The organism is Massilia sp. TS11 (assembly GCF_022012445.1).
Lineage (GTDB): Bacteria > Pseudomonadota > Gammaproteobacteria > Burkholderiales > Burkholderiaceae_D > Telluria.
Map to the genome: position 1 here is coordinate 15,105 of NZ_JAKLTS010000021.1, position 20,848 is coordinate 35,952.

Sequence of the window (20,848 nt, forward strand, 5' to 3'; positions counted from 1 at the left end):
CTGACAGGAGTTGCCGATGCGCCTAGCCCGTACGCTCGTGATTGCGAGCCTCGCCCTGCCCGCCCTCGCCCAAGCACTGCCGCTCGGCTGGCAGACCCGAAAACTCCAGCTCGGCGACGAAACCGTCAGCATCGCCAACGCCATCAATAATCTCGGCCGCATCGTCGGCACCGTGCAGGACAGCGACGGTGCACGCCACGCCGTCATCTTCGAGCAGAACACGGTGCGCGCCATCGGCACCCTGGGTGGCCTGCAAAGCGAGGCCAATGGCCTGAGCCCGCGCGGCGACATCGCCGGCTCGGCCCAGATCGACAACGGCTACTGGCACGCCTATGTGCGCGGGCTCGATGGCACGCTGCGCGACCTTGGCACCCTCGGCGGCCATAACAGCACGGCCATGGCCGTCAACAACCGGGGCCAGAGCGCCGGTTACGCCGACACCCCGGACCAGCAGTGGCACGCCTACTTCCACGACGGCACGCGCATGCGCGACATCGGCACCCTCGGTGGCCACTACAGCGCCGCCATGGGCCTGAACCTGGCGGGCCAGGTGGTCGGTCTGGCCGAAACGGCCGAGGGCCGCCGCCACGCTTTTCTCTATACGCCCGAACGCGGCCTGCAGGACCTGGGCACGCTCGGCGGCCGCCAGAGCGCGGCCTACGGCATCAATGAGCAGGGCGTGATCGTCGGCGTGGCCGAAACGGCGGACCGCGAACTGCACGCCTTCGTCTACAAGGACGGCAAGATGCACGATCTCGGCGCCGCGCTCGATAACGGCAGCAGCGCCGCCCTGGCCATCAATAATCTGAACCAGGTGCTCGGCATCCACCGCGACGGCTACCGCCGCGCCTTCGTCTACGATAATCCGCGCGACGTGCGCTACCTGAGCGGCGACAACTCGCTCTACCAGCCGCGCAGCATCAACGACCAGGGCGACATCGTCGGCGGCTTCCTGTCGCTGTCCAAGGTGCGCGCGGTAGTGCTGCGCGCGCTCACCGTGCCGCCCGTGCACATGCAGCTGGGCGTGGCCCAGTGGCTGGCCCTGGCCATGGCCCTGCTGATGGGCGCCTGGCTGCTGCAGCGCCGCCTGCTCGACTGGTGGCGTCCACGCCGCCAATGGCAGGATTGAGCGCGCCAATCGCGCTGATCGGAAAAGCCCATTGGACCGGCGCGCGCGCGACCGGCACAATGGGCTTCAGTTCAAGGAGATCACCATGTCCACCCGCATCCGTCTTGGCCTCGGCGCCCTGATCAACCTGGCCGGCGCCGCCCTGCTGCTCGGCCATCTGCTGTGAACCTCAGCGCGCGAATTCCACCTCGATCTCGCGCACGTCGCTGCGTCCCTGATCGTCGATTACACGCAGTTGGTAGCGCCCGGGCCGCGGCGGCAGCCAACTGAGGCTGCTGCCCGCACTGGCCTTGCCGAGCAAACCCCCATTCGCAAACCAGAACAGCGGCGCGCTGCTGTTGGCGGCGCTCGCGCGCAGCGCCAGCGGCACCGGCTTGGCCAGGCGCTCTGTGTAGACCTGACCGGTGTTCGGCGCCGTGATGTGCGGACCTTCGCCTTCGCCCGCGGTGGCGGCGCAATCGGGCAGCGGCGGCGCCTCGCGGCGCGGCATGCCGGCCTCGCGGAACAGGCGCTGCAGATCGCTCGGCCAGAATTCGTAAACCTCGGTGCGCACAAACGGACCGTCGGCGCAGGTCGGCTTGCCGCTGCGCGTGTCGATCCGCACCGGCCGGTGCAGCTGGCTGACGGTAATCGGCGAGGTGCCGGGAATGAACCAGGTCTCGGCCCGTTCGCGGCACCAGGCGTTCGGCAGCTCGCCGCTGGCGGCGCACACCTCCACCCGGCTCACACCGGCCGGCACGGCGCGCTCGCCTTCGCCCGGATCGAGATGCTGGGCGCGCAGGCTATCGACAATCTGGAAGAACAGCGGGGCCGCCGTCTGGATGCCGACAAAGGCCGGATTGCCGCTGCCATCGAAATTGCCGATCCAGACCAGCAGCACATAGGGACCGAACACGCCGGCCGTCCAGGCATCGCGAAAACCCCAGGAGGTGCCGGTTTTCCAGGCCACCGCGGGCGCGGCCGGCTCGCCCGTGTCCGGGCGCGGATTGGTCTTCAACATCTGCAGGGTGATGAACGCCGCCTCGGGCGACAACCAGCGCGCACCCGGCGCCGGCGCCGGGCCGCGCACATAGCGCAGCGACAGTGATTGGCCACCGTGGCCCAGCATCAGATACAGGCGGCCCAATTCCTCCATCGTCAGCTCGCCGCCGCCGAGCGCCAGCGCCAGACCGTAGTGCTGTTCCGACGCCAGCCGGCTCACACCGGCCTGCTGTAAAAACTGGTACAGGCTGGGGCGCGTCAGGCGCGAAGCCAGCCCCACGGCCGGCACATTCCGGCTGCGCACCAGCGCCTCCTGTGCGCTGATCGGACCGACAAAACGGCCATCGAAATTCTCGGGACTGAAGGGGCCAAAGGCGGTCGGCGCATCCTTCAGCACCGACAGCGGGTGAATCAGGCCCTGATCGAGCGCCAGCCCGTAGATAAAGGGCTTCAGCGTGGAGCCGGGCGAGCGCTTGGCCTCCACGCCATTGACCTGTCCGTCGATGCTGGCGTCATCATGGTCGGCCGAGCCAACCAGGGCGCGCACCTCGCCCTGCTCGCGGTCCAGCAGCAGCAGGGCCGCGTTGCGGATGCCCTGCGCCCGGCCACGTTCCAGGTACTGCGCCAGGCTGCGCTCCAGCGTCGCCTGCAGGCGCGGGTCGAGCGTGGACCAGACCTCGCCCGGCGCCGCCTCGCGCAGCACCCGCTCGCTGAAGTGCGCAGCGCCGGACGGCAACTGGGCGCGTGTGAACATCGGCGACGGCGCCAACACCTCGTGCCGATAGCGCGCTGCGTCCGGGTGGCGTTCCAGCCAGCGCTGCCACAGGCGCGCGCGTGCGGCCAGCACCTCCGGCGAACTGCTGCCCGGCGTGCGCAGGCCGCCGCGCTTGCGTGGGTTCTGCGGCATCACGGCCAGGCTCAGGCTCTCGGTCAGCGTCAACTGGCTGGGGCGCTTGTGGAAGTAGACGAGGCTGGCCGCGCCCACGCCCTCGATATTCCCGCCATACGGCGCCAGATTCAGGTAGGCCTCCAGAATCGCGCGCTTGCTGTAGCGCGCCTCCAGCCATAGGGCCGCGCCGATCTGGCGCAGCTTGCCGCCCACGCTCTGGCTGGGAATCCGGTACAGGCGGCGCGCCAGCTGCATGCTCAGCGTGGACGCGCCCTGGCGCGCGCCACCGCTGGCCGTGGCGAAGGCGGCGCGGGCCAGCGCCACCGGGTTCACGCCCGGATGCCAGAAGAACCAGCGGTCCTCATACAGCTGCACGGCCTGCGCCAGGCGCGGGTCGATCTGATCGAGCGGCACCCACAGCCGGTACTGGCCGTCGCTGGCCAGGGCCAGGCGCAGCAGGCTGCCGTCGCGCGCATACACGGCGGTGGACTGCGGTTGCGCCCCGCGCAGTGGCGCGTGCGGCCACAGACGCACGGCCAGCAGCAGCGCCGCCACACCGGCGGCGCCCATCAGACTACGGCGCAGCAGCGGCTTCACGGCTTGTCTGCTGCCTCCACCGTCAGGCGCTGGCCGGCCGCCGTGCGCGCCTGCACCTTCCGTTCGTACATCGACTCGGCATACGCAGGCGGCACCACAAAGCTGCCGCTATTGGTCGCCTTGATGCGGTAGCGGATCTCGCCCAGCTCCTGGCTCACGGCGCCGTAGAACAGCACGCGGTCTTCGCGCGCATCGGCATGGGTCAGGTTCCAGCGGTTGCTGCTGGCGCCAGCCAATCCGGCCAGCGGCACGCTAGTGGCCGCGGGCGCTGCTTCCGGCGTCGCGTTGGGCGTATCGAGCACCGGTTCAAAACCGCCGGGCAGCAGATCGACCAGGGCCACATTCGGCACGACATTGCGGCCCACGGCACGGAACTTCAGCACCACGGTCAGTTCATCGCCCACCTTGACAGTGCTGACCGGCTTGCCGTTGCGGTCGACGAATTCGCGCACCAGCTCCAGGCCGGAACGCAGTTCGGCCGTCGGCACGCTGCGCTCGAAGCCAGCCTGGGTCACCGCGTAGTAGGCCGGCACGGCGGCGCTGTTCTCCAGCCGCAGCTTGGCCGCGTCCGGCCCGAAGGACAGGCGCGCCAGCAGGCCGGCCGGCACCGCCAGCGCCTTGCGCTTGCCGGCCGCATCGACCTCGCTCACACCCAGCTTGCCCGCCACCTCAGGCCCCAGCGCGCTGGCATAGGCGTCCAGCGCCAGCACCAGATAGGCGCCGGACAGGGTGTTGTAATTGCCCTGAGCGACAGGCTGCGCCAGCCCCGCCAGCACCTCGGGCGGCAGCGCCTTCACACGCGGCACAAAGTGGCGCGCCAGCAGATACAGGGCCTGGGTTTCGTGCACCAGCGGGTCATAGCTGTAGTCGCCCACGGCATCGACGGCAGTCTTGCGCTTGACCAGCCGCTCGACCTGCTTATCGATCAGCGGCCCGGCCAGACGTTCCTGCTTCAGCAGCTGATAGGCCGCCGCCAGGTAGCCGCCCGCCAGATCGCTCTGCCACTGCTTCGGATAGCGCGCCTCCAGGCTCTCGCGGATGCTGCTCAGGAGCGGCGTGGTCACCACCATCTGGCGCGTCAGCAGATAGGCCGCATAGGCGCGCACGCGCAGGCCGGTCAACTCGCCCGAGGGGCTGGCCGCCAGACGCTGGGCGTAGTCCAGGCTCTTTTGCAGCATGTCCTGCGGGACTGCCTCGCCGCGCTCGCGCGCTTCCAGCAGCATGTGCAGCGCATACACGGAGACGAATTCCTCCGCCTGCACGCTCGCATTCCACATGCCGAAGCCACCCTCGGCGTTCTGGCGCGTGCGCAGCAGGCGCAGGCCCTCGTCGAAGCTGCGCGCGGCCGGCACGCGCGCATCGGCACGCGCGAACTCGGGCCGGTGGCCCAGCACCACCGCAGGCGCCATCTGGCTCAGCACCTGCTCGGTGCACAGATGGCGGAAGTCGGCCAGATACACCGACAGACCCTCGGCCAGCGCCAGCGGCGTCGCGCCCAGCGCCACCTCGAGCTGACGGTATTCGGGATACAGCTTGCGCTCCAGCGCCACCTCGGTACTGCCGCTGAAGCTGCCCATGCTCACCTGGGCATAGCGCGGCACCGGCGGGCGCACCGACACATCGGTCGTCAGGCGTGCCGCGCGCGCGCCCAGGGTGGCGGCAAACTGCAGGCTACCCGAGCCCAGCTGGGTGCGCGCCCCATCGACCGCCTTCACGCGGAAGCGCGCCACCGACTCGCGCATCTCGCCGATCGTCAGCACCTGGCTGGCCTTGCCCAGCACCTGCAGATGGGCGCTGGTGGCGAGGCTGACGTTCACCTGCGCATCCTTGCCCGAGCGCGCCACATTATTGGCCACGCCGACCGTCACATCGAATTCATCGCCCGGGGCCACGGCCAGCGGCACATTCGGCGACAGCACAAAGTCGCCGCGCACCGTGGTTGCGCCCTGCACCGTGCCGATGCTGGCCTCGTTCACGGCCACCGCCATCACACGCAGATTGCCATTGAAGGTATCCGGCACCTGGTAGCTGAATTCCTTCTCGCCTTTCACATCGACGATGCCGGACCAGTAAACCGCCGGTTTGTCGCGCTTGCGCTTGAACGGATTCAGGTGCTTGCCCAGCGCGCCTTCGCCATCGCCGCCCGGCGCCGCAGCCGCCATCAGCTTCTTAAACTCGGGCAGGATCGTGTCGAGGATCTGCGAGCTGCGCACCTCCAGCATGCGCTTCTGGAAGAACAGGCTCAGCGGATCGGGCAGCTTGTAGCGCGCCACCTGCAAAATCCCCTCGTCGACCGCAAACAGCACGGCGCGCGTCGGCTGGGCCGCGCTCAGTCTCATCTTCAGCACCTGGCCCGGCTTCACCAGGTCCGGCGTGCTCAGACTGAGCTTGTTGGTGCGCGCCGACAGGCTGGTGGCAAACGGCACCGCGCCATAGCTCAAGGGGCTCATGAAAATCTCGTCCGACCCCGGGTCGCGGATGAAGTGCACGCTCACATAGCCATTGCCCTCGAAATCCTTGGGCAGGCGGATGCGCTGCACCGAGGCCAGGGTGTCGGCCTTGAACCACTGGTGGGTGAACACCTTGTCACGCTCGATCGTGATCAGGCCCGCCCCGGTGTAGGGCGCGCGGATGCTGATCTCGATCTCCTCGCCCGGCTGGTAGTCCTTCTTGTTCAGCGTGAGCTGCAGTTCGGCGTCGCGTTCCAGGCTGCGCGACAGATTCGCCGCCCCGGCCACCGTGTAGTCGATGCGGTTGAACTCCACGCCCTGCGCATCGCGGATCACATACGAGAAGTTCCCCGGCGTCTCCGTGGCCAGACGCAGCGTGCTGCCGCCGGCCGCAATCGCCAGCGGCGCTTCTTTCAGCGTCACTTCCTTCTTGCGCGATTCGTACTTGTAGGTTCCGTTGTACTGGCGCGTGAGGACCGAGACATATTTGCGCTCGACCAGCACCAGATTCATACCCGCCAGCGCCATTTTTTCAGCGCGCGGATTGATGGCGATGAGGCTCACATTGCGCTGCGCGCCGCGGCTCACATAATCGAGCGCGCCATCGGCATGGAAGCCCACCAGATACGGCAGCTCCGACACCAGCGCCGCCGCTTCGCCCGCCACCGAACGCCCGCCACCGGCCTCGAACACGCGCGCCACCAAGTGCAGGCGGTAAGTCGCCTTCGCATATTTTTCCAGCCCCAGCGTGAACTCGGCCTCGCCCTTCTCGTTGGTGGTCTGGTCGCCCAGCTTGTCGGTATAGCCTTCCTTGGCGCGCTGCGGATCATAGAACTTGAAGTCCGGGTAGCGCCGGAAGGCCGGGAAGGCCGGGCTCAGATTCAGCTCGGCCGACACGCGCCGCCCTTCGGCCGGGGTGCCGAACAGGTTCTGCGCGCTGACCAGGGCCTTCAGCTCTTTCGGATGGACCCAGCCCTCGCCCGCCTCCTGCGACAGGCGCGCCGCCACCTTGATGCGGTCCGGCTGGAATTCCTGTACCTTGACGCTGGTGCTGCCGATCTGCGCGCCGGCATGGCCATCCTTCACCAGATACAGATTGATGCTGTAGCTGCCCGTGGGCGCGCTCTCCTGCGTGGTGTATTCCGTCTCGAGGAAACCGCCCGGCGTCAGCTTCACCTTCTCGCGCTTGACGGTCAGGCCGCGCGCGTCGAGCACCTCCAGCTCCAGCGGCAGCCCGGCCAGATTGGTCGACCAGGTGGCCGGTTTGACGATCATCCCGATATGGAAGGTGTCGCCCGGCCGGTAGATGCCACGGTCGCTGAACAGATAGGCCGTCAGCTGGTCCGCCACCAGCGCATTGCGCACGCCGCCCACATCGAAGCGCGACATATCGAGACTGCGGTCATAGCGGTTCAGCGGCAGGAAGCTCAGGTCCGCGCCTTTGCGCACCTGGATCATCAGCGGCGCCCGTTCGCGCGCCAGCCCCTCGATGCGGGCAAAGCGCGCGTGGCCGCTGGCGTCGGTCGGCTGGGAGAACAGCACCACGCCATTGCGCGCGATGACTTCCACCGTCGCCCCATCGACCGGCTTGCCGCTGTAGATCGACTGGACAAACACGTCCTGCGTGCCGTCGGCCGACTTTTTCAGCATGATGCCCAGGTCCGTCACCAGCACCAGGCGCTTGTCGACACGCTCGCGCGGTGCGGTCCGGTCCATGCCCTGAGCGCCCTCGCCTTCGCCCTCGCCTTCTTCGGGCGCCTCGGCCGGCGCTTCGCCCGGTTGGCGTGCCTGCGCCGCCAGCTGGCGCGCCGCGCGTTCATCCTGCTTCGGATCGTAGCCGCTCACCGTCAGCAGAAACACGCCGCGCCGCTCGGCGCCATCGCCCTTCAGATATTCGCCCAGATCGAGCGGCTGATAGTGGGCGCGCCCGCGCGCCAGCTTGGGCAAGGCCAGCTTGCGCTCGAAGCGCTCGGTCAGATTGTCCGGCCCGAACTGGCCGTAGAACTCAGGATTGGCGAAATTGCCCGAAGACTGGGACACCAGATGCTGAAGCTGGGCCGGCAGCACGCGCCCGATTTCCACCTTCACGCCCGGCAGATCGCGCACCAGCAGGGCCAGCTTCTTCTCCCCGCTCAGGGCCAGCAGCGCGCCCTGGCTCATGATCTTCAGCTCGGACGGGAACGGCGGCACGCGCATCAGCCGCGCGGCGCCCTTGCCCAGCACGTAACCGCCAAAGGACTTCAGCCCCGGCGCCACCTGGGCATACAGATAGGCGCCGACGTCGGCCTGATAGCGGAAGCTGTGCGTCTCGGTCACCTCGCGTTCGGCCGGCACCAGTTCCGGCGTCAGGCGGCGGCTGGCTTTGAGCACCGCGTCGGTCACTTCGTCGGGCTGCCAGACATGCGGCTCGTCTTCCTTCACGCCCGGGGCAAAACGCGGCAGCACCCACACGCTCAGGGCCTTCTGCATATCGCGCTCGTTGACGCTGGCCGAGGTTTGCAGCACCAGCACCTGCTCCGGCTCGCCCTTGTCATTGGTGACCACCTGCGGCGCCAGCTCCGGCACGCGCAGACTGTACAGGCCCGGCACCGCCACGTTCTTGCGCAGCTCTTCCTCAAACGGCTTGCCGCCGCGCGCCGCGCTCACGCCCTTGGCCAGCACGAAGTCGAGCGTCGTATCGTCCTTGGGGATCGGCAGATTCTCGGACAGCACCGTGGCGCGCAGCTTCAGCCGGTCGTAACTGACGGTAAAGCGCGTGCTTTCACGCCCCATGCCAAGGATGCCATCGGCCTGCCCGGCCAGGCGCAGTTCGATGCGCTTTTCCAGTTCGGCCGGATTGACCGGATGGCTGAAGGCCAGCTCGAACATGGCCTTCTTCACGGTCGGATTCTGCGGGTCCTGATAGAACTGGGCGTTGGCCAGACGGCCGACAAAGGCCGGGGTGCTGAACTGGATCTCGTCTTCGGCCAGCCGCACTTCCGGCACCAGCGCCTTCTTGCGTTCGAAGCCCACGCTGTAGGTCGCGCCGATCGGCCAGTCCTCGGCCGGGGTGAAACTCAGGCTGCGGTCATTGTCCCAGTGCCAGCGGCCGGCCAGGGCCGGGCGCAGCGCGATGCCTTCGCTGACGTCCTTGCCCACCCGCGCCAGCGGCGCCACCGGGTGGTCGAACACGATCACCAGCGGCTTGGGCTTGCGCTGCTCGGCGTCCTCGGCCTCGATCTCGGTGCGCGCAAGCGGCTTGGCTGTCGCATGCACCTCGCGCGGGCGCGGCAGCGACTGCCACCACTGCCAGCCATACCAGGCGCCGCTCAGCGCCAGCACGGCCGCCAGCACCAGTCCCAGCGCCTGGCGCGGATAGCTGCGCGCCAGGGCCGCCGTGCGGCTCAGCGCGCGCGCCAGCCAACTGGCCCAGGCCGGCGCCTGCCAGTCGAGCTGGCCGAACACCTGTCGCCCCAGCCAGCCGAGGCCGGCCCACAGACGAATGACAAACGCAGCGAGGGCGGCCCGGACAGCGGAAAAAAGACGCGGCATGTGGGTTTCCACAGAAGAGATTGGCGACACACGATGATTGCCGCTTTTTAAAACAATGGCAATAGTAGCTCTGTGGCAATTTGGTGACGAATCGCTCAGCGGCCATTGTCCGACCAGTGCGGCCGGTCGGCCGCGCCGCCGCTGAACTTGATCAGGCCGTAGCTGCGCCCCACCTCGGCCAGGCGCGGATGCATGCCGTCGCGCGGGGCGCCGACCACGCGCACCGCACGCCCGCCTGCATCGCGCAGCAGCAGATCGCCGTGCCAGGCCAGGCTCATGTCGATGGCGCAGCCGGCCGTATGGCGGCTGTCGATGGCGGGGGCGGTATCGAGATCGACGATGTCGTAGCCGCGCACCATGGCGCGCGCCGCCATGAACGAGCGCGCCCACGAATAGGCGCCGGCCTCGTCATGGTGGACCCAGTCGATCGGCACGCCGGCGCGGGCCGGCACGGTGCGCGGGTCCTGGCGCAGGCGCACGATCGCATACGACCAGTGCATCAGCCAGGCCCGCTCGGGCGGGCGGTAGGTGGCGCTGACCAGCACCTGCACGCCGGCCGCCTGCAGCGCCGCCAGAAAGGCGCGCGCTGCTGCGCGAAAGCCGGGTGCCAGGTCATCGAGCGCGCTGCTGCCCGGCCAGCGCGCCACCCAGGCCTCACCACTGAGCTCGCTCGTTTCCGTCTCCATGCTTACCCCCGCCCGGCTGGACTACCAGCGGGGATTGAAGCGCAGACGGGCCCGGCAGGATTTGCGGTGGCGCAGCCGCGCCTTACCACCAGGCGGCGTAGAGGGCGACCAGCATGCCCACAATGATCAGGCTGCCCGCAAGGAAACGCGCGGACACGCGGAACATCTGCGCCTCCACCACCATGGCACGGCCGGCGCGCGCCGGTGCGGCCAGGCTGAGCGCCACCATGCCCGCCACGCAGAACAGGAACACAAAGCCCATGCGGTCGATGAAGGGCATCTCATACACGCCAGCCGCGTTCGCCTTGGCAAAACCGAGCGGCGCGAGGAAGGCCAGGTTCACCATGGCCGGCAGGAACTTCAGCAGAATCGACATCAGGAAGCCGCCAATCGTGGCGAACAGGGCGGCGCCCGCCGTCGTACGCTTCCAGAAGAAGCCGAGGATAAACATCGCAAAGATGCCAGGCGACACAAAGCCCGTGTATTCCTGGATGTACTGGAAGCCACCTTTCTTGTCGATGCCCATCATCGGCGCGATCAGCACGGCCAGGGCCATGGCGACCACCACCGACACGCGCCCGATCCAGACCAGGCGCGCCTCGCTGGCATCGCGCCGGATCGCCTTCTGATAGACGTCGAGCGTGAAGATGGTGGCAATGCTGTTGGCCTTGCCCGCCAGCGAAGCGACCACGGCCGCCGACAGGGCCGCAAAGGCCACGCCCTTGAGGCCGGCCGGCAGCAGATTCAGCAGGGTCGGATAGGCGCGGTCCGGATTCAGCTCGCCGCCCTGCAGCAGCGCGCCGCCAAACGCCCCATGCTGATGCAGCACATACGCGGCGATGCCCGGCAGCACCACGATCACCGGCATCAGCATCTTCAGGAAGGCTGCGCACAGCAGGCCGGCGCGCGCCGTCGGCAGGTCCGCGCCGAGCGCGCGCTGGGTGATGTACTGGTTGCAGCCCCAGTAATTGAGATTGACGATCCACATGCCACCGAGCAGCACGGACAGGCCCGGCAGATCCATGTAGAAGGCGTCGCTCTGCTTGAAGATCATGTTGAAATGCTCGGGCGCCTGCTGGCCCAGCACCTTCAGGCCGTGCAGCACGCCGCTGCCGCCGTCGAGGCCGGCCACCATGTCGAGCGCCAGCCAGGTCGTCACCAGGCCGCCCAGCACCAGACAGGCCACCTGGATCACATCGGTATAGCCGATCACCTTCATCCCGCCGAGGGTGATGAACACGGCCGACACCGCCAGCACCAGCATGCAGGCCAGAATCGGAAAGCCGCCGATACTGCTGATGGCCAGCGCGCCCAGGTACAGGATCGAGGTCAGGTTCACCACCACATACAGCAGCAGCCAGAACACGGCCATGATCATCGCCACGGTGCCGTTGTAGCGCTCGTGCAGAAACTGCGGCATTGTGTAGATCTTGTTGCGCAGATAGACCGGCATGAAGAACACCGCCACCAGCAGCAGCGAGGCCGCGCCCAGCCACTCATAGCTGGCCACCGCCATGCCCATCGTAAAGCCGGACCCGCTCATGCCGATGAACTGCTCGGCCGAGATATTCGAGGCGATGACCGAGGCGCCAATCGCCCACCAGGTCAGCGAGCCCTCCGCCAGGAAATAGTCATGCGAGGCGGAACTGCCGTGGCCGCGCTTGCGCTTGTACACGTACCAGCCGTAGCTGGCCACGATCACAAAATAGAAAAGGAAGACGAAGGCGTCGAGCGCGGTAAAGGTGTGCATGGTTTCTATTTTTATCAAGGAAGGCGCCGGGTCTCCACCGGCGCTCGGAAATAATCAGCGCGCTGATCAGGTCCAGCCAGCGTCGACGACGAATTCCTGGGCCGTGCACATGCGGCTGGCATCGGACGCCAGGAACAGCACCATGTCGGCCAGATCGCCGGGCAGCAGTTGGCCCGGCAGGCATTGGTTGCGGGCGATCTCGGCCTCGCCTGCGGCGTCCACATGCAGAGCCAGCTGACGTTCGGTCATCACCCAGCCCGGCGTCACCGTGTTGACGCGCACGCCGTGCTGGCCGATATCGCGCGCCATGCTGCGCGTCAGCCCATGGGCGGCGGCCTTGCACATCGCATAAAGCGGGTAGTTGCCGGCCTTGATCTTGTAACTGATCGAGCTGAAGTTGATGATCGACCCGGCTCTCTTCTGCTGCATGCCGGGCAGCACGGCCTGGGCCGCGAAGAAGTAGTGGCGCAGATTCACGTCGATGCGGCTCTGGAAGTAGGCTGGCGTCACCGCCTCGATCGCATGACGCTCGTCGTGGGCCGCGTTATTCACCAGCACATCGATGGCGCCCCAACGCGCCGCCACCGTGGCGATCGCCGCCTGCAGCGCCTCCAGGTCGCACAGGTCGCAGGCGATGAACAGCGGCGCCGGACCCTGCGCGGCCAGGCGCGCGCACAGCTGTTCGGCGCTGCGCGCATCGATGTCGACGAAGGCCACGCGGCAGCCCTGGGCGTGCAGCTTTTCCACGATGGCCGCGCCAATGCCGGTCGCGCCTCCGCTGACAAAGGCGACCTTGCCGGCCAGGCCAGGATAGATGGCAACAGGGGTGGACATGCGGCGCTTCCTTGATCGATTAACTGATCAACATTCTACGCGGCATGCAATTTCCAGAACGATAGCAATTCCCGGCAGCGCTATGCGAAATCGTGATACGTCGCCGCCGGCAGGCCCGGCACCTCGACGCGCACGGCGAACAGGCCGCCGGCCAGCGGTTCCGGCGTGGCCAGTCCCTCGGTCGCCGAGGTGATGAATAAGGTACGCAGGTCCGGTCCGCCAAAGGCCACCGAGCTGGGCTGCGACACCGGCAAGTCCACGCGCGCCCGCACCGCCCCATCCGGCCCATGGCAGAGCACGCAGCCCGCGCCCCAGTAGGCCACCCACAGCTGGCCCGCGCTGTCGACCGTCATCCCGTCGGGCGAGCCATCGTCCGGCCCGCACTGGCGCCACAGCTGAGGCGCGCCGTCGGGCAGCACAAACCGGTCGGTGCGGCCGCGCAGGCTATCGTTATGGAACATCACCCGCCCATCGGGACTGAAGGCCGGGCCATTGCAGATATGGATGTCGCGCGCATGTTCGTGCAGCTGGCCCGCGCGCAGCTGGAACAGACGGCCATCGGCACGCTGCACATCGCGGTTGTTCATCGAGCCGAACCACAGGCTGCCGTCAGGATGCACCTTGGCGTCGTTCAGGCGCACATCGGGCGCGAGCGCGAGCGGCAGATCGAGCAGCTGCCAGCGCGGCACCGCTTCCAGCCACAGGCGCGCCACGGCGCGGCGCAGGCCCAGCATCAGACCATCGCCATCACTGCGCGGCGCGACCCAGCACACATAGTCGGGGAAGTCCCAGGTCTGGTGGGCGCCATCGGCCGGCGTGTAGGCATGCAGGCGCTGGCCCTTGATATCGACGAACAGCAGGCGCTGCAACTCCGGCTGCCACAGCGGCCCCTCGCCGAGCGTCGCGCCGAGCGGCAGCACGCACTGCGCCTGCAGGCTCAGCATGCAGCCTCCCAGGCCGCCACACAGGCGGCAGCGCGGGTGCGCAGCTCGTCCAGCGCGGTTTCGGGCGTGAACAGCGCACTGCCCAGGCCAAAACCGGTGGCGCCAGCCTTGCGCCAGGCGCCCATATTGGCGGGCTCCACTCCGCCCACGGGCCACAGCAGCGTGGACGGCGGCAACACCGCCTTCATCGCCTTCAGCCCGGCCGGGCCGATCATCTCGCCGGGGAAGAGCTTGAGCGCATGCGCGCCCGCGGCCAGGGCCGCAAAGGCCTCGGTGGGCGTGGCCACACCGGGCGCGCAGAACATGCCCGCCCGCGCCGCATGCGCGATGACGCCCGGCTGCATATTCGGCGCCACGAACAGGCGCCCGCCGGCGGCGGCGACGGCATCGACATCGGCCTCGCACAGCATGGTGCCGCCGCCGATGATGGCGTCCGGCGGGGCCAGGCGCACCAGCGTGGCGATGGCCTCCAGCGCACCGGGGCGGTTGAGCGGCACTTCCAGCAGACGAAAGCCAGCCTCGAACAGCACCGCGCCAACCGCGGCCGCCCGTTCGGGTGCGAGGCCACGCAGAATGGCCACCAAGGGCAGCGCAGGCAGATCAAACGGCATAACGCACTCCTTCCAGATACAGCTGATGCAGGGCCGCCAGGTAGCAGGCCTGGGCATCGGCACTGGCCACCTGCAGACCGAAGGCTTGGGCCGCCTCGGCATAACGCGCAGTCAGGGCCGGAGAACCAAGCAGGCGCAGGGTGCCCGGCGGCAGATCGCTGTCTTCCATCGCGCAGAATTCCGCGCCGATCAGCAGGCCGCTGATCAGGTCACGCGCGCTGGCCGCCGGCAGGCTCTGGCTGACGACCGCCGCACGCACGGTGAACAGCGCATGGCTCAAAGGCTCACGCTTGCGCGCCATGGCCAGACCATCGGCAAAGCTGGCCGCATCGTCGGCGCCCGCCGCCATCAGCGCGGCCAGGGTGCCGTACTGGCCGAACAGCGAGAACCACTCGCCCGTCATGAATGTTGACCAGCGGCCCAGATAGCCGCCTTCCAGATACACCCACTTGCTGTGCGTGCCCGGCAAAATCACCCAGCCGTCGCAGGCCTCGCGCAGCTGCAGGCCCAGTAGCTGGGTCTCCTCGCCGCGCATCACGTCGATGCTGCCGGCGCGCTGACAAAAGCCAGGCACGATCCAGCGCCGCGCCTCGCCCTGGATCGGCACCAGCTGGCGCGCCAGCGCCGTCAGCGGCTGGCCCGGATCGAGGTAGGCGACCTCCTGCCAGCCCTGGGCGCTGCCCACCATGCCCGACATGATGACCGGCGTGGCCGGGTCCAGATCGAGCCGTTGCAGCAGTTCGGCCAGCGACTGCGCAAAGCGCCCGCGCTCGGCCTGCATGCCGCCGCCGTCTTCGAGCACGCGCAGACAGGTGCCGCTGGCGGACATCAGATAGGCACGCCGGTTGGTCGTGCCCCAATCGATACCAAGATAAACGTCAGACATAGCAAGAAAGAGGAAATCCAGACTGCCATCCTACGCCGCCGCTGCGCGCGCGAGGTATATCGGATTTGGCGCGCGCCATGCCAAATTGCGTCCACATGCCGCACGCGCATAGCGAAAGCGAAAAACGGCATTGGCGCGCGCCGCAGCGCCCTGCCTATACTCGCCGCATGAAGCTCCGTTCCCTGATGCTGGGCCTGTGCGCCCTGCCCCTGGCCGTGCAGGCCGAAACCCTGCTGCGCGTGGACGCCAGCCAGCCCGCACCCGCGCCGCTCGAAGGCGGCATCGCCACTGGCAGCAGCCAGGCGCCCGGCGGCCACAGTCTCGGCATCAACAGCCGCTACCTGCGCCGCGACGGCCAGCCCTGGCTGCCCGTGATGGGCGAGCTGCACTACTCGCGCGTGGCGCCGGCGCGCTGGGCGGCCGAACTGCACAAGATGAAGGCCGCTGGCGTCGACATCGTGGCCACCTACATCATCTGGAACCACCACGCGCCCCAGCCCGGGCCCCTGCACTGGGACGGCCAGAACGACCTGCGCCGCTTCGTCCGGCTGGCCCACGCGGCCGGACTGCAGGTCTTCCTGCGCGTCGGCCCCTGGGTCCACGCCGAAGTGCGCTACGGCGGCCTGCCCGACTGGATTGTCGAGCGCCTGCCGACACGGCGCGACGATCCGCGCTACCTGGCCGAAGTCGCGCACTTCTTCAACGCGATCGGCCAGCAAGTGCGCGGCCTGCTCTGGAAGGACGGCGGCCCCGTGATCGGCGTCCAGCTCGAAAACGAATACAACCTCGGCGGCGCCGGCCAGGGTGCGGGCCACATCCGTACGCTGAAAAGCCTGGTGCGCGCCGCCGGCCTCGACGTGCCCTACTACACCGTGACCGGCTGGGACCAGACCCTCTACCCGAGCGGCGAAGTGACACCCGTCTTCGGCAGCTATCCCGACGAACCCTGGGCCGCCAGCAGCAAGGCCCTCGGCCCCAAGGAGAGCTACGCCTTCCGCTTCGGCACCCGCGTCAGCGGCGACCTCGGCGCCCAGACCAAGGGCGGCCGCCAGGGCACGGCCGAAACCGACAGCGCGCGCACGCCCTTCCTCGGCGCCGAGTATGGCGCCGGCCTGCCCGCCATGTACCGCCGCCGCACCCTGCTGGCGCCCGAAGACGTGGCCGCCATGCTGCCCGTGCAGCTCGGCTCCGGCCTCAACCTGCTTGGCTACTACATGTTCCATGGCGGGCGCAATCCCATGCACGGCCTCACCAGCATGGAAGAGAGCACCCGCAGCGGCGGCTACAACGACACCCCCGCCATCAACTACGACTTCCAGGCCCCGCTCGGCCCCGACGGCCAGCAGCGCCCCGTGCTCGGCCACCTGCGGCCCCTCCATTATTTTCTGAACGACTTCGGCGACCGGCTCGCACCATTGAGCGTGGCCCGGCCCGCGCAGACCCCGAGCGACCACCGCGACCTGAGCACCCCACGCTACGCCGCCCGCAGCGACGGCCACAGCGCCTACCTGTTCTTCAACAGCCATGTGCGCCAGCATCCGCTGCCCGCGCTGCAGGGCGTGCGCTTCCAGGTCGATCTGGCCGAGGGCAGCGTGAGCCTGCCCAGCGCACCGGTCGACATCCCCGGCGGCAGCTACTTCATCTGGCCCGTGCAGATGCAGCTCGACGGCGTGCGCCTGCGCTACGCCAGCGTCCAGCCGATCGCCCGCCTCAACGAAGGCCAGCGCGGCAGCCTGTACGTGTTCAGCAGCCAGGACGGGATCGCCCCCGAATTCGCCTTCGCGCCCGAGTACAGCGCCTGCATCCACACAGCGCACGGCCAGCAGCAAAGCGACAGCACCCAGGCCCTCGTGCACGGCCTGCAGCCCAGCCTCGAGATCGCGCTCACCGTCACCTGTCCCGGCCAACGCCCGGTGCGCATCCTCTTGCTGAGCGCCGCGCAGGCGCGCCAGCTCACGATCGGCACGCTGCGGGGCCAACGCCGCCTAGTGCTGAGCGAAGCCGCCGCCTGGTTCGAGCACGGCGCGCTGCTGCTCGAAACCCACGGCCAGCCCCAGCTCAGCGCCGCCATCTACCCCGCCCTGGCGGCTGGCGCCAAGGCCAGCCTGCCGCTGACGCGCAGTGCGGACGGCATCTTCGAGCGCATCAGCGCCAGCGCGCCCGAGCGCAGCCTACCGGTCCACACCAGCGCGCTGCAGAGCGCGCAAAGCGTGCCCCCGATCGCCATCGGCGGCCCCGCCAAAGCCGCGCTGCAGCCCACGCCCGAGACCTGGAGCCGCGCCGCCGCTTGGCGCATCGAGCACGGCGCGACCGCAGGCGAAGCCCTGCTCGAGATCGATTTCGAAGGCGACATGGCACGCCTGTACGAAGACAAGCACCTGCGCGACGACTGGTACTACAACGGCCAGCGCTGGCAGATCGCGATCGCCAGCGGCCGCGCGCGCAGCTACGAGCTCAGCGTGCTACCACTGCGCGCCGACGCCCCCATCTACCTGCCCGACCGCGCCCGTCCCGACTTCGCCGGCCAGAGCCAGACCGCCCAGCTGCGCAGCGTCCGCCTGCTCCCGCGCTACCAACTGCGCATCCCCTAACGGGGTCAGGTCCGGCAATCGGACATGGGGGAACTTTCGCCGATGGCGAAAGTTCCCCCATGTCCGATTGCCGGACCTGACCCCGTTCAAGATTTGGTGTCGCGCAGGGCTTGCAGCATGGCCTGGCCGGCCGGGGCGAGGCGGTGCTGGCGGCGTGTGATGATGCCGTAGACGTCGGTCTTGATGCCAAGCTCAACCGGGAGCTCGGCCAGGCTGCCGCTGTCCAGGTAGGGGCGCACGAGATCGGGCGGCAAGGCCACCACGCGCTCGCTGCTCATCAGCAAGCCGGGGATCATCGACAGCGCCATGGTCTCGAAGACATCGCTCGGCGGCTCGACCCCGTGGCTGAGGAACAGCGCCAGCAGGCGTTCGCGCAACAGGCCCGGCGGCGGCAATATCCAGCTGGCGCGCGCCAGCTCGGCCACGCTGAGCTCGGGCCGCTGCAGCCAGGGATGGCCGCCCCGCACGATCAGGCTGTGCGGCTCGTCGGTGATCGGTTCGAATTGCAGCTCGGGCGCCACTTCGGGGTCGAGAATGCGCCCGATCACGATGTCGAGCTCGCCCGCCCGCAGCTGCTCGACCAGGGCCTTGCTGGTGTCCACCGTGGCCGTCACCTGAATCCGCGCATTGCGCTGCTTGAGCAGCTGCACCGCCGCCGGCAGCAGCCGCGCCGAGGGCGTGAGCACGGCGCCCACGCGCACGCGTCCGCCAATGCCGGCCATGCCCTGCAGGATCTCCTCGTGCGCCGCCTCCATCTCGGCCAGAGCGGCGCCGGCGCGGCGGATCATGATGCGCCCGTACTCGGTCGGCTCGACCCCGCGCGGCAGGCGCTGGAACAGCGGCACCTCGAGCACGTATTCGAGCTCGCCGAGCAGCTTGGACGCCGCCGGCTGGGTCAGCCCGGCCGCCTCGGCCGCATGGGCGATCGAGCCGTGCCGGCCGAGTTCCACCAGCAGGCTCAGGTGCCTGACCTTGAGGTGGGAACGGATGAAACGCTTGGTGGCGGGATCGGTCATCTTGGAATCCGGAAAGATTCCAGATCATAAACCAAGACGCGCTACCACTCCGCCACGCTGCCATCGGCGTGGCGCCAGACCGGATTGCGCCAGTCGGTGGCACGCGCGCTGGCGGCGATCACGGCTTCCTCGTTGACCTCGACCCCAAGGCCCGGCTTGGGCAGGGCCGCGATATGGCCGTCGACGATGCGGAAGTCTTCGCGGTTGTGCAGGTAGTCGAGCAGCTCGGCGCCCTGGTTGTAGTGGATGCCCATGCTCTGCTCCTGCAGCACGGCGTTGTAGGCGACGAAGTCCACCTGCAGGCAGGCCGCCAGCGCCACCGGTCCGAGCGGACAATGGGGCGCCAGGCCGATGTCATAGGCCTCGGCCATGGCCGCGATCTTCACGCATTCGGTGATGCCGCCCGCATGCGACAGGTCGGGCTGGACGATATTCAGGCCGCCCTCCTCGAACACGCGCTTGAATTCGAAGCGCGAGTACATGCGCTCACCGGCGGCCAGCGGAATCGAGGTCATGTCGGCCAGGCGGCGGTAGTACTCGGCCTGCTCGGCCAGCACCGGCTCCTCCACGAACAGCGGCCGATACGGCTCCAGTGCGCGCAGCAGCGGCTTGGCCATCGGCGCCGCCACCCGCCCGTGGAAGTCGATCCCGAATTCCACTCTCGTGCCAAAGGCCTCGCGAATCTCGGCCACGCGCGCCACCGCCGCATCGATCTTGGCAGCCGTGTCGAGCATGCCTAGTTCCTCGGTGCCGTTCATCTTGAAGGTGTGGATGCCGATCTCGCGCAGCGTGTGCATGCCGGCGATGACATCGGCCGGGCGGTCGCCGCCCACCCAGCTGTAGATCTTCATGCGGTCGCGCACCAGGCCGCCGAGCAGCTCATACACGGGCACGCCCAGCGCCTTGCCCTTGATGTCCCACAGGGCCTGGTCGATCCCGGCGATGGCGCTCATGAAGACGGCGCCGCCGCGGTAGAAGCCACCGCGGTACATGGTCTGCCACAGATCGTTGATGCGGCGCGGATCCTGGCCGATGATGTAGTCGGCCAGTTCGTGCACGGCCGCCTCCACCGTGCGCGCGCGCCCTTCGATCACCGGCTCGCCCCAGCCGACGATGCCCTCGTCGGTCTCGATTTTGAGGAACATCCAGCGCGGCGGCACGCGGTAGGTGCTGATTTTGGTGATTTTCATGGCAGGCAGGGGACAAACAGCGAATGGCGCCAGTCTAGCCGCCCCACCCGCGGCCGAAATATACGAATTTGCGCCGCTCGTATGCCAATTCTCAGTGTGCGCTCAGGGCCTTCTGCAGAAAAGGCAGCACCCGCAACAGGCTCAGACGGTTCTTGCTGGCCTGCGGCGTGCCGGCCAGCAGCCGGTTGTAGTGGGCGATATGGCGCTCGCGCCGGGGCAGCGTATCGAGATAGGCCATCACCTCCGGCGCCAGGCAGCTGCGCGCGATGCCGGCGCGCGGGGCGGCACGCAGAAAGCGGCTGATATGCTGGGACGGCAGATCGGTGCTGGCGTCCAGCAGCGCGTTATGCAGGATGCTGACCGTGAAGCGAAAACCGGTCAGGCTATGCAGGGCGCGCGCGGCGGCCTGCTCCACGTGGGCGTAGCTGAGGGTCGACTCGGGCGAGCCGTATTTGGGCTGCAGCGCACTGGCCATGACGGCGACGGCTTCGCGCGACAGCAGGGCCGGACCGAGCACGCGCACGCAGCACAGCAAGCCGCTGCGGAACTGGATGCGCACCATATGCACGCCGCGCTGGCGCGCCGTATCGAGCAGGATGTTGACGGCCGCGCGGCGCGCCGGACCGGCGCAAAATTCGTAGGATGCGGCGCGGCGGGCGATGGCGTGGAACGGGGTCGGCGGGACGATCTGGGTCATGGCGGTTCTCCTTGGTGTCGATGGGAGCATTTCACCAGCCCGCAGGCTCACAGGATGAGCCTGCCA

At 68.5% G+C, this 20,848-nt stretch carries 14 protein-coding genes; 3 read left to right on the forward strand and 11 right to left on the reverse strand.

What is annotated here, in order from left to right; genetic code table 11:
- Positions 1 to 16 precede the first annotated feature (16 nt).
- Entirely contained in the window at positions 17 to 1,129 is a 1,113-nt protein-coding gene (locus LZ005_RS20830; protein WP_237810438.1) for an HAF repeat-containing protein, read from the forward strand.
- A 31-nt stretch (positions 1,130 to 1,160) separates the two neighbouring features.
- Positions 1,161 to 1,295, forward strand: a complete 135-nt coding sequence (locus tag LZ005_RS21715; protein ID WP_269106905.1) for a hypothetical protein — start codon at positions 1,161 to 1,163, stop codon at positions 1,293 to 1,295.
- A gap of 3 nt (positions 1,296 to 1,298) precedes the next feature.
- Here LZ005_RS21715 and pbpC read toward each other — a convergent pair whose 3' ends face one another.
- From pbpC to LZ005_RS20875, 8 genes are all read right to left on the reverse strand, one after another.
- Positions 1,299 to 3,596 carry a penicillin-binding protein 1C gene (gene pbpC, locus LZ005_RS20835; protein WP_237810439.1) on the reverse strand — a complete coding sequence of 766 codons (2,298 nt, stop codon included), beginning with the start codon at positions 3,594 to 3,596 and terminating at the stop codon, positions 1,299 to 1,301.
- A complete protein-coding gene (locus LZ005_RS21720) occupies positions 3,593 to 9,577 on the reverse strand; it encodes an alpha-2-macroglobulin (RefSeq protein WP_269106906.1) in 5,985 nt (1,994 codons plus the stop codon). The genes pbpC and LZ005_RS21720 overlap by 4 nt, the downstream gene beginning before the upstream one ends.
- A 95-nt stretch (positions 9,578 to 9,672) precedes the next feature.
- Positions 9,673 to 10,263, reverse strand: a complete 591-nt coding sequence (locus LZ005_RS20850; RefSeq protein ID WP_237810440.1) for a hypothetical protein — start codon at positions 10,261 to 10,263, stop codon at positions 9,673 to 9,675.
- Between the two features lie 82 nt (positions 10,264 to 10,345).
- A complete protein-coding gene (locus LZ005_RS20855) occupies positions 10,346 to 12,013 on the reverse strand; it encodes a sodium/solute symporter (protein WP_237810441.1) in 1,668 nt (555 codons plus the stop codon).
- Between the two features lie 66 nt (positions 12,014 to 12,079).
- Complete coding sequence (locus LZ005_RS20860) at positions 12,080 to 12,847, reverse strand: SDR family NAD(P)-dependent oxidoreductase (RefSeq protein ID WP_237810442.1); 768 nt, start codon at positions 12,845 to 12,847, stop codon at positions 12,080 to 12,082.
- Positions 12,848 to 12,927: 80 nt separating this feature from the next.
- Positions 12,928 to 13,791: an SMP-30/gluconolactonase/LRE family protein gene (locus tag LZ005_RS20865; RefSeq protein ID WP_237810443.1), complete on the reverse strand. Its 864-nt coding sequence runs from the start codon at positions 13,789 to 13,791 to the stop codon at positions 12,928 to 12,930.
- Entirely contained in the window at positions 13,785 to 14,402 is a 618-nt protein-coding gene (locus LZ005_RS20870) for a 2-dehydro-3-deoxy-6-phosphogalactonate aldolase (protein ID WP_237810444.1), read from the reverse strand. The genes LZ005_RS20865 and LZ005_RS20870 overlap by 7 nt, the downstream gene beginning before the upstream one ends.
- Positions 14,392 to 15,288, reverse strand: a complete 897-nt coding sequence (locus LZ005_RS20875) for a 2-dehydro-3-deoxygalactonokinase (RefSeq protein WP_237810445.1) — start codon at positions 15,286 to 15,288, stop codon at positions 14,392 to 14,394. Before LZ005_RS20875 ends, LZ005_RS20870 begins: the two co-directional genes overlap by 11 nt.
- A 167-nt stretch (positions 15,289 to 15,455) precedes the next feature.
- Here LZ005_RS20875 and LZ005_RS20880 point away from each other — a divergent pair, with 167 nt between their 5' ends.
- The gene (locus tag LZ005_RS20880; RefSeq protein WP_237810446.1) at positions 15,456 to 17,879 is read left to right on the forward strand and encodes a beta-galactosidase; all 2,424 of its coding nucleotides are present in this window, start codon (positions 15,456 to 15,458) and stop codon (positions 17,877 to 17,879) included.
- Between the two features lie 86 nt (positions 17,880 to 17,965).
- Here the strand turns inward: LZ005_RS20880 and LZ005_RS20885 are convergent, their stop codons facing one another.
- The 3 genes from LZ005_RS20885 to LZ005_RS20895 all read right to left on the reverse strand — a co-directional run bounded on the left by LZ005_RS20885 (position 17,966) and on the right by LZ005_RS20895 (position 20,782).
- Positions 17,966 to 18,895: a LysR substrate-binding domain-containing protein gene (locus tag LZ005_RS20885; protein ID WP_237810447.1), complete on the reverse strand. Its 930-nt coding sequence runs from the start codon at positions 18,893 to 18,895 to the stop codon at positions 17,966 to 17,968.
- Positions 18,896 to 18,936: 41 nt separating this feature from the next.
- Entirely contained in the window at positions 18,937 to 20,085 is a 1,149-nt protein-coding gene (gene dgoD, locus LZ005_RS20890; protein WP_237810448.1) for a galactonate dehydratase, read from the reverse strand.
- Positions 20,086 to 20,176: 91 nt separating this feature from the next.
- Positions 20,177 to 20,782, reverse strand: a complete 606-nt coding sequence (locus tag LZ005_RS20895) for a hypothetical protein (RefSeq protein WP_237810449.1) — start codon at positions 20,780 to 20,782, stop codon at positions 20,177 to 20,179.
- Between the last annotated feature and the right edge of the window lie 66 nt (positions 20,783 to 20,848).

Bases quoted from the DNA above. Each gene is read 5' to 3' on its own strand.
- LZ005_RS20880 (WP_237810446.1), top strand. From the start codon at position 15,456: ATGAAGCTCCGTTCCCTGATGCTGGGCCTGTGCGCCCTGCCCCTGGCC.
- LZ005_RS20875 (WP_237810445.1), bottom strand. From the start codon at position 15,288: ATGTCTGACGTTTATCTTGGTATCGATTGGGGCACGACCAACCGGCGT.
- LZ005_RS20850 (WP_237810440.1), bottom strand. From the start codon at position 10,263: ATGGAGACGGAAACGAGCGAGCTCAGTGGTGAGGCCTGGGTGGCGCGC.
- LZ005_RS20855 (WP_237810441.1), bottom strand. From the start codon at position 12,013: ATGCACACCTTTACCGCGCTCGACGCCTTCGTCTTCCTTTTCTATTTT.
- LZ005_RS20865 (WP_237810443.1), bottom strand. From the start codon at position 13,791: ATGCTGAGCCTGCAGGCGCAGTGCGTGCTGCCGCTCGGCGCGACGCTC.
- LZ005_RS21720 (WP_269106906.1), bottom strand. From the start codon at position 9,577: ATGCCGCGTCTTTTTTCCGCTGTCCGGGCCGCCCTCGCTGCGTTTGTC.
- LZ005_RS20830 (WP_237810438.1), top strand. From the start codon at position 17: ATGCGCCTAGCCCGTACGCTCGTGATTGCGAGCCTCGCCCTGCCCGCC.
- LZ005_RS20885 (WP_237810447.1), bottom strand. From the start codon at position 18,895: ATGACCGATCCCGCCACCAAGCGTTTCATCCGTTCCCACCTCAAGGTC.
- LZ005_RS20870 (WP_237810444.1), bottom strand. From the start codon at position 14,402: ATGCCGTTTGATCTGCCTGCGCTGCCCTTGGTGGCCATTCTGCGTGGC.
- LZ005_RS20860 (WP_237810442.1), bottom strand. From the start codon at position 12,847: ATGTCCACCCCTGTTGCCATCTATCCTGGCCTGGCCGGCAAGGTCGCC.
- dgoD (WP_237810448.1), bottom strand. From the start codon at position 20,085: ATGAAAATCACCAAAATCAGCACCTACCGCGTGCCGCCGCGCTGGATG.
- LZ005_RS20895 (WP_237810449.1), bottom strand. From the start codon at position 20,782: ATGACCCAGATCGTCCCGCCGACCCCGTTCCACGCCATCGCCCGCCGC.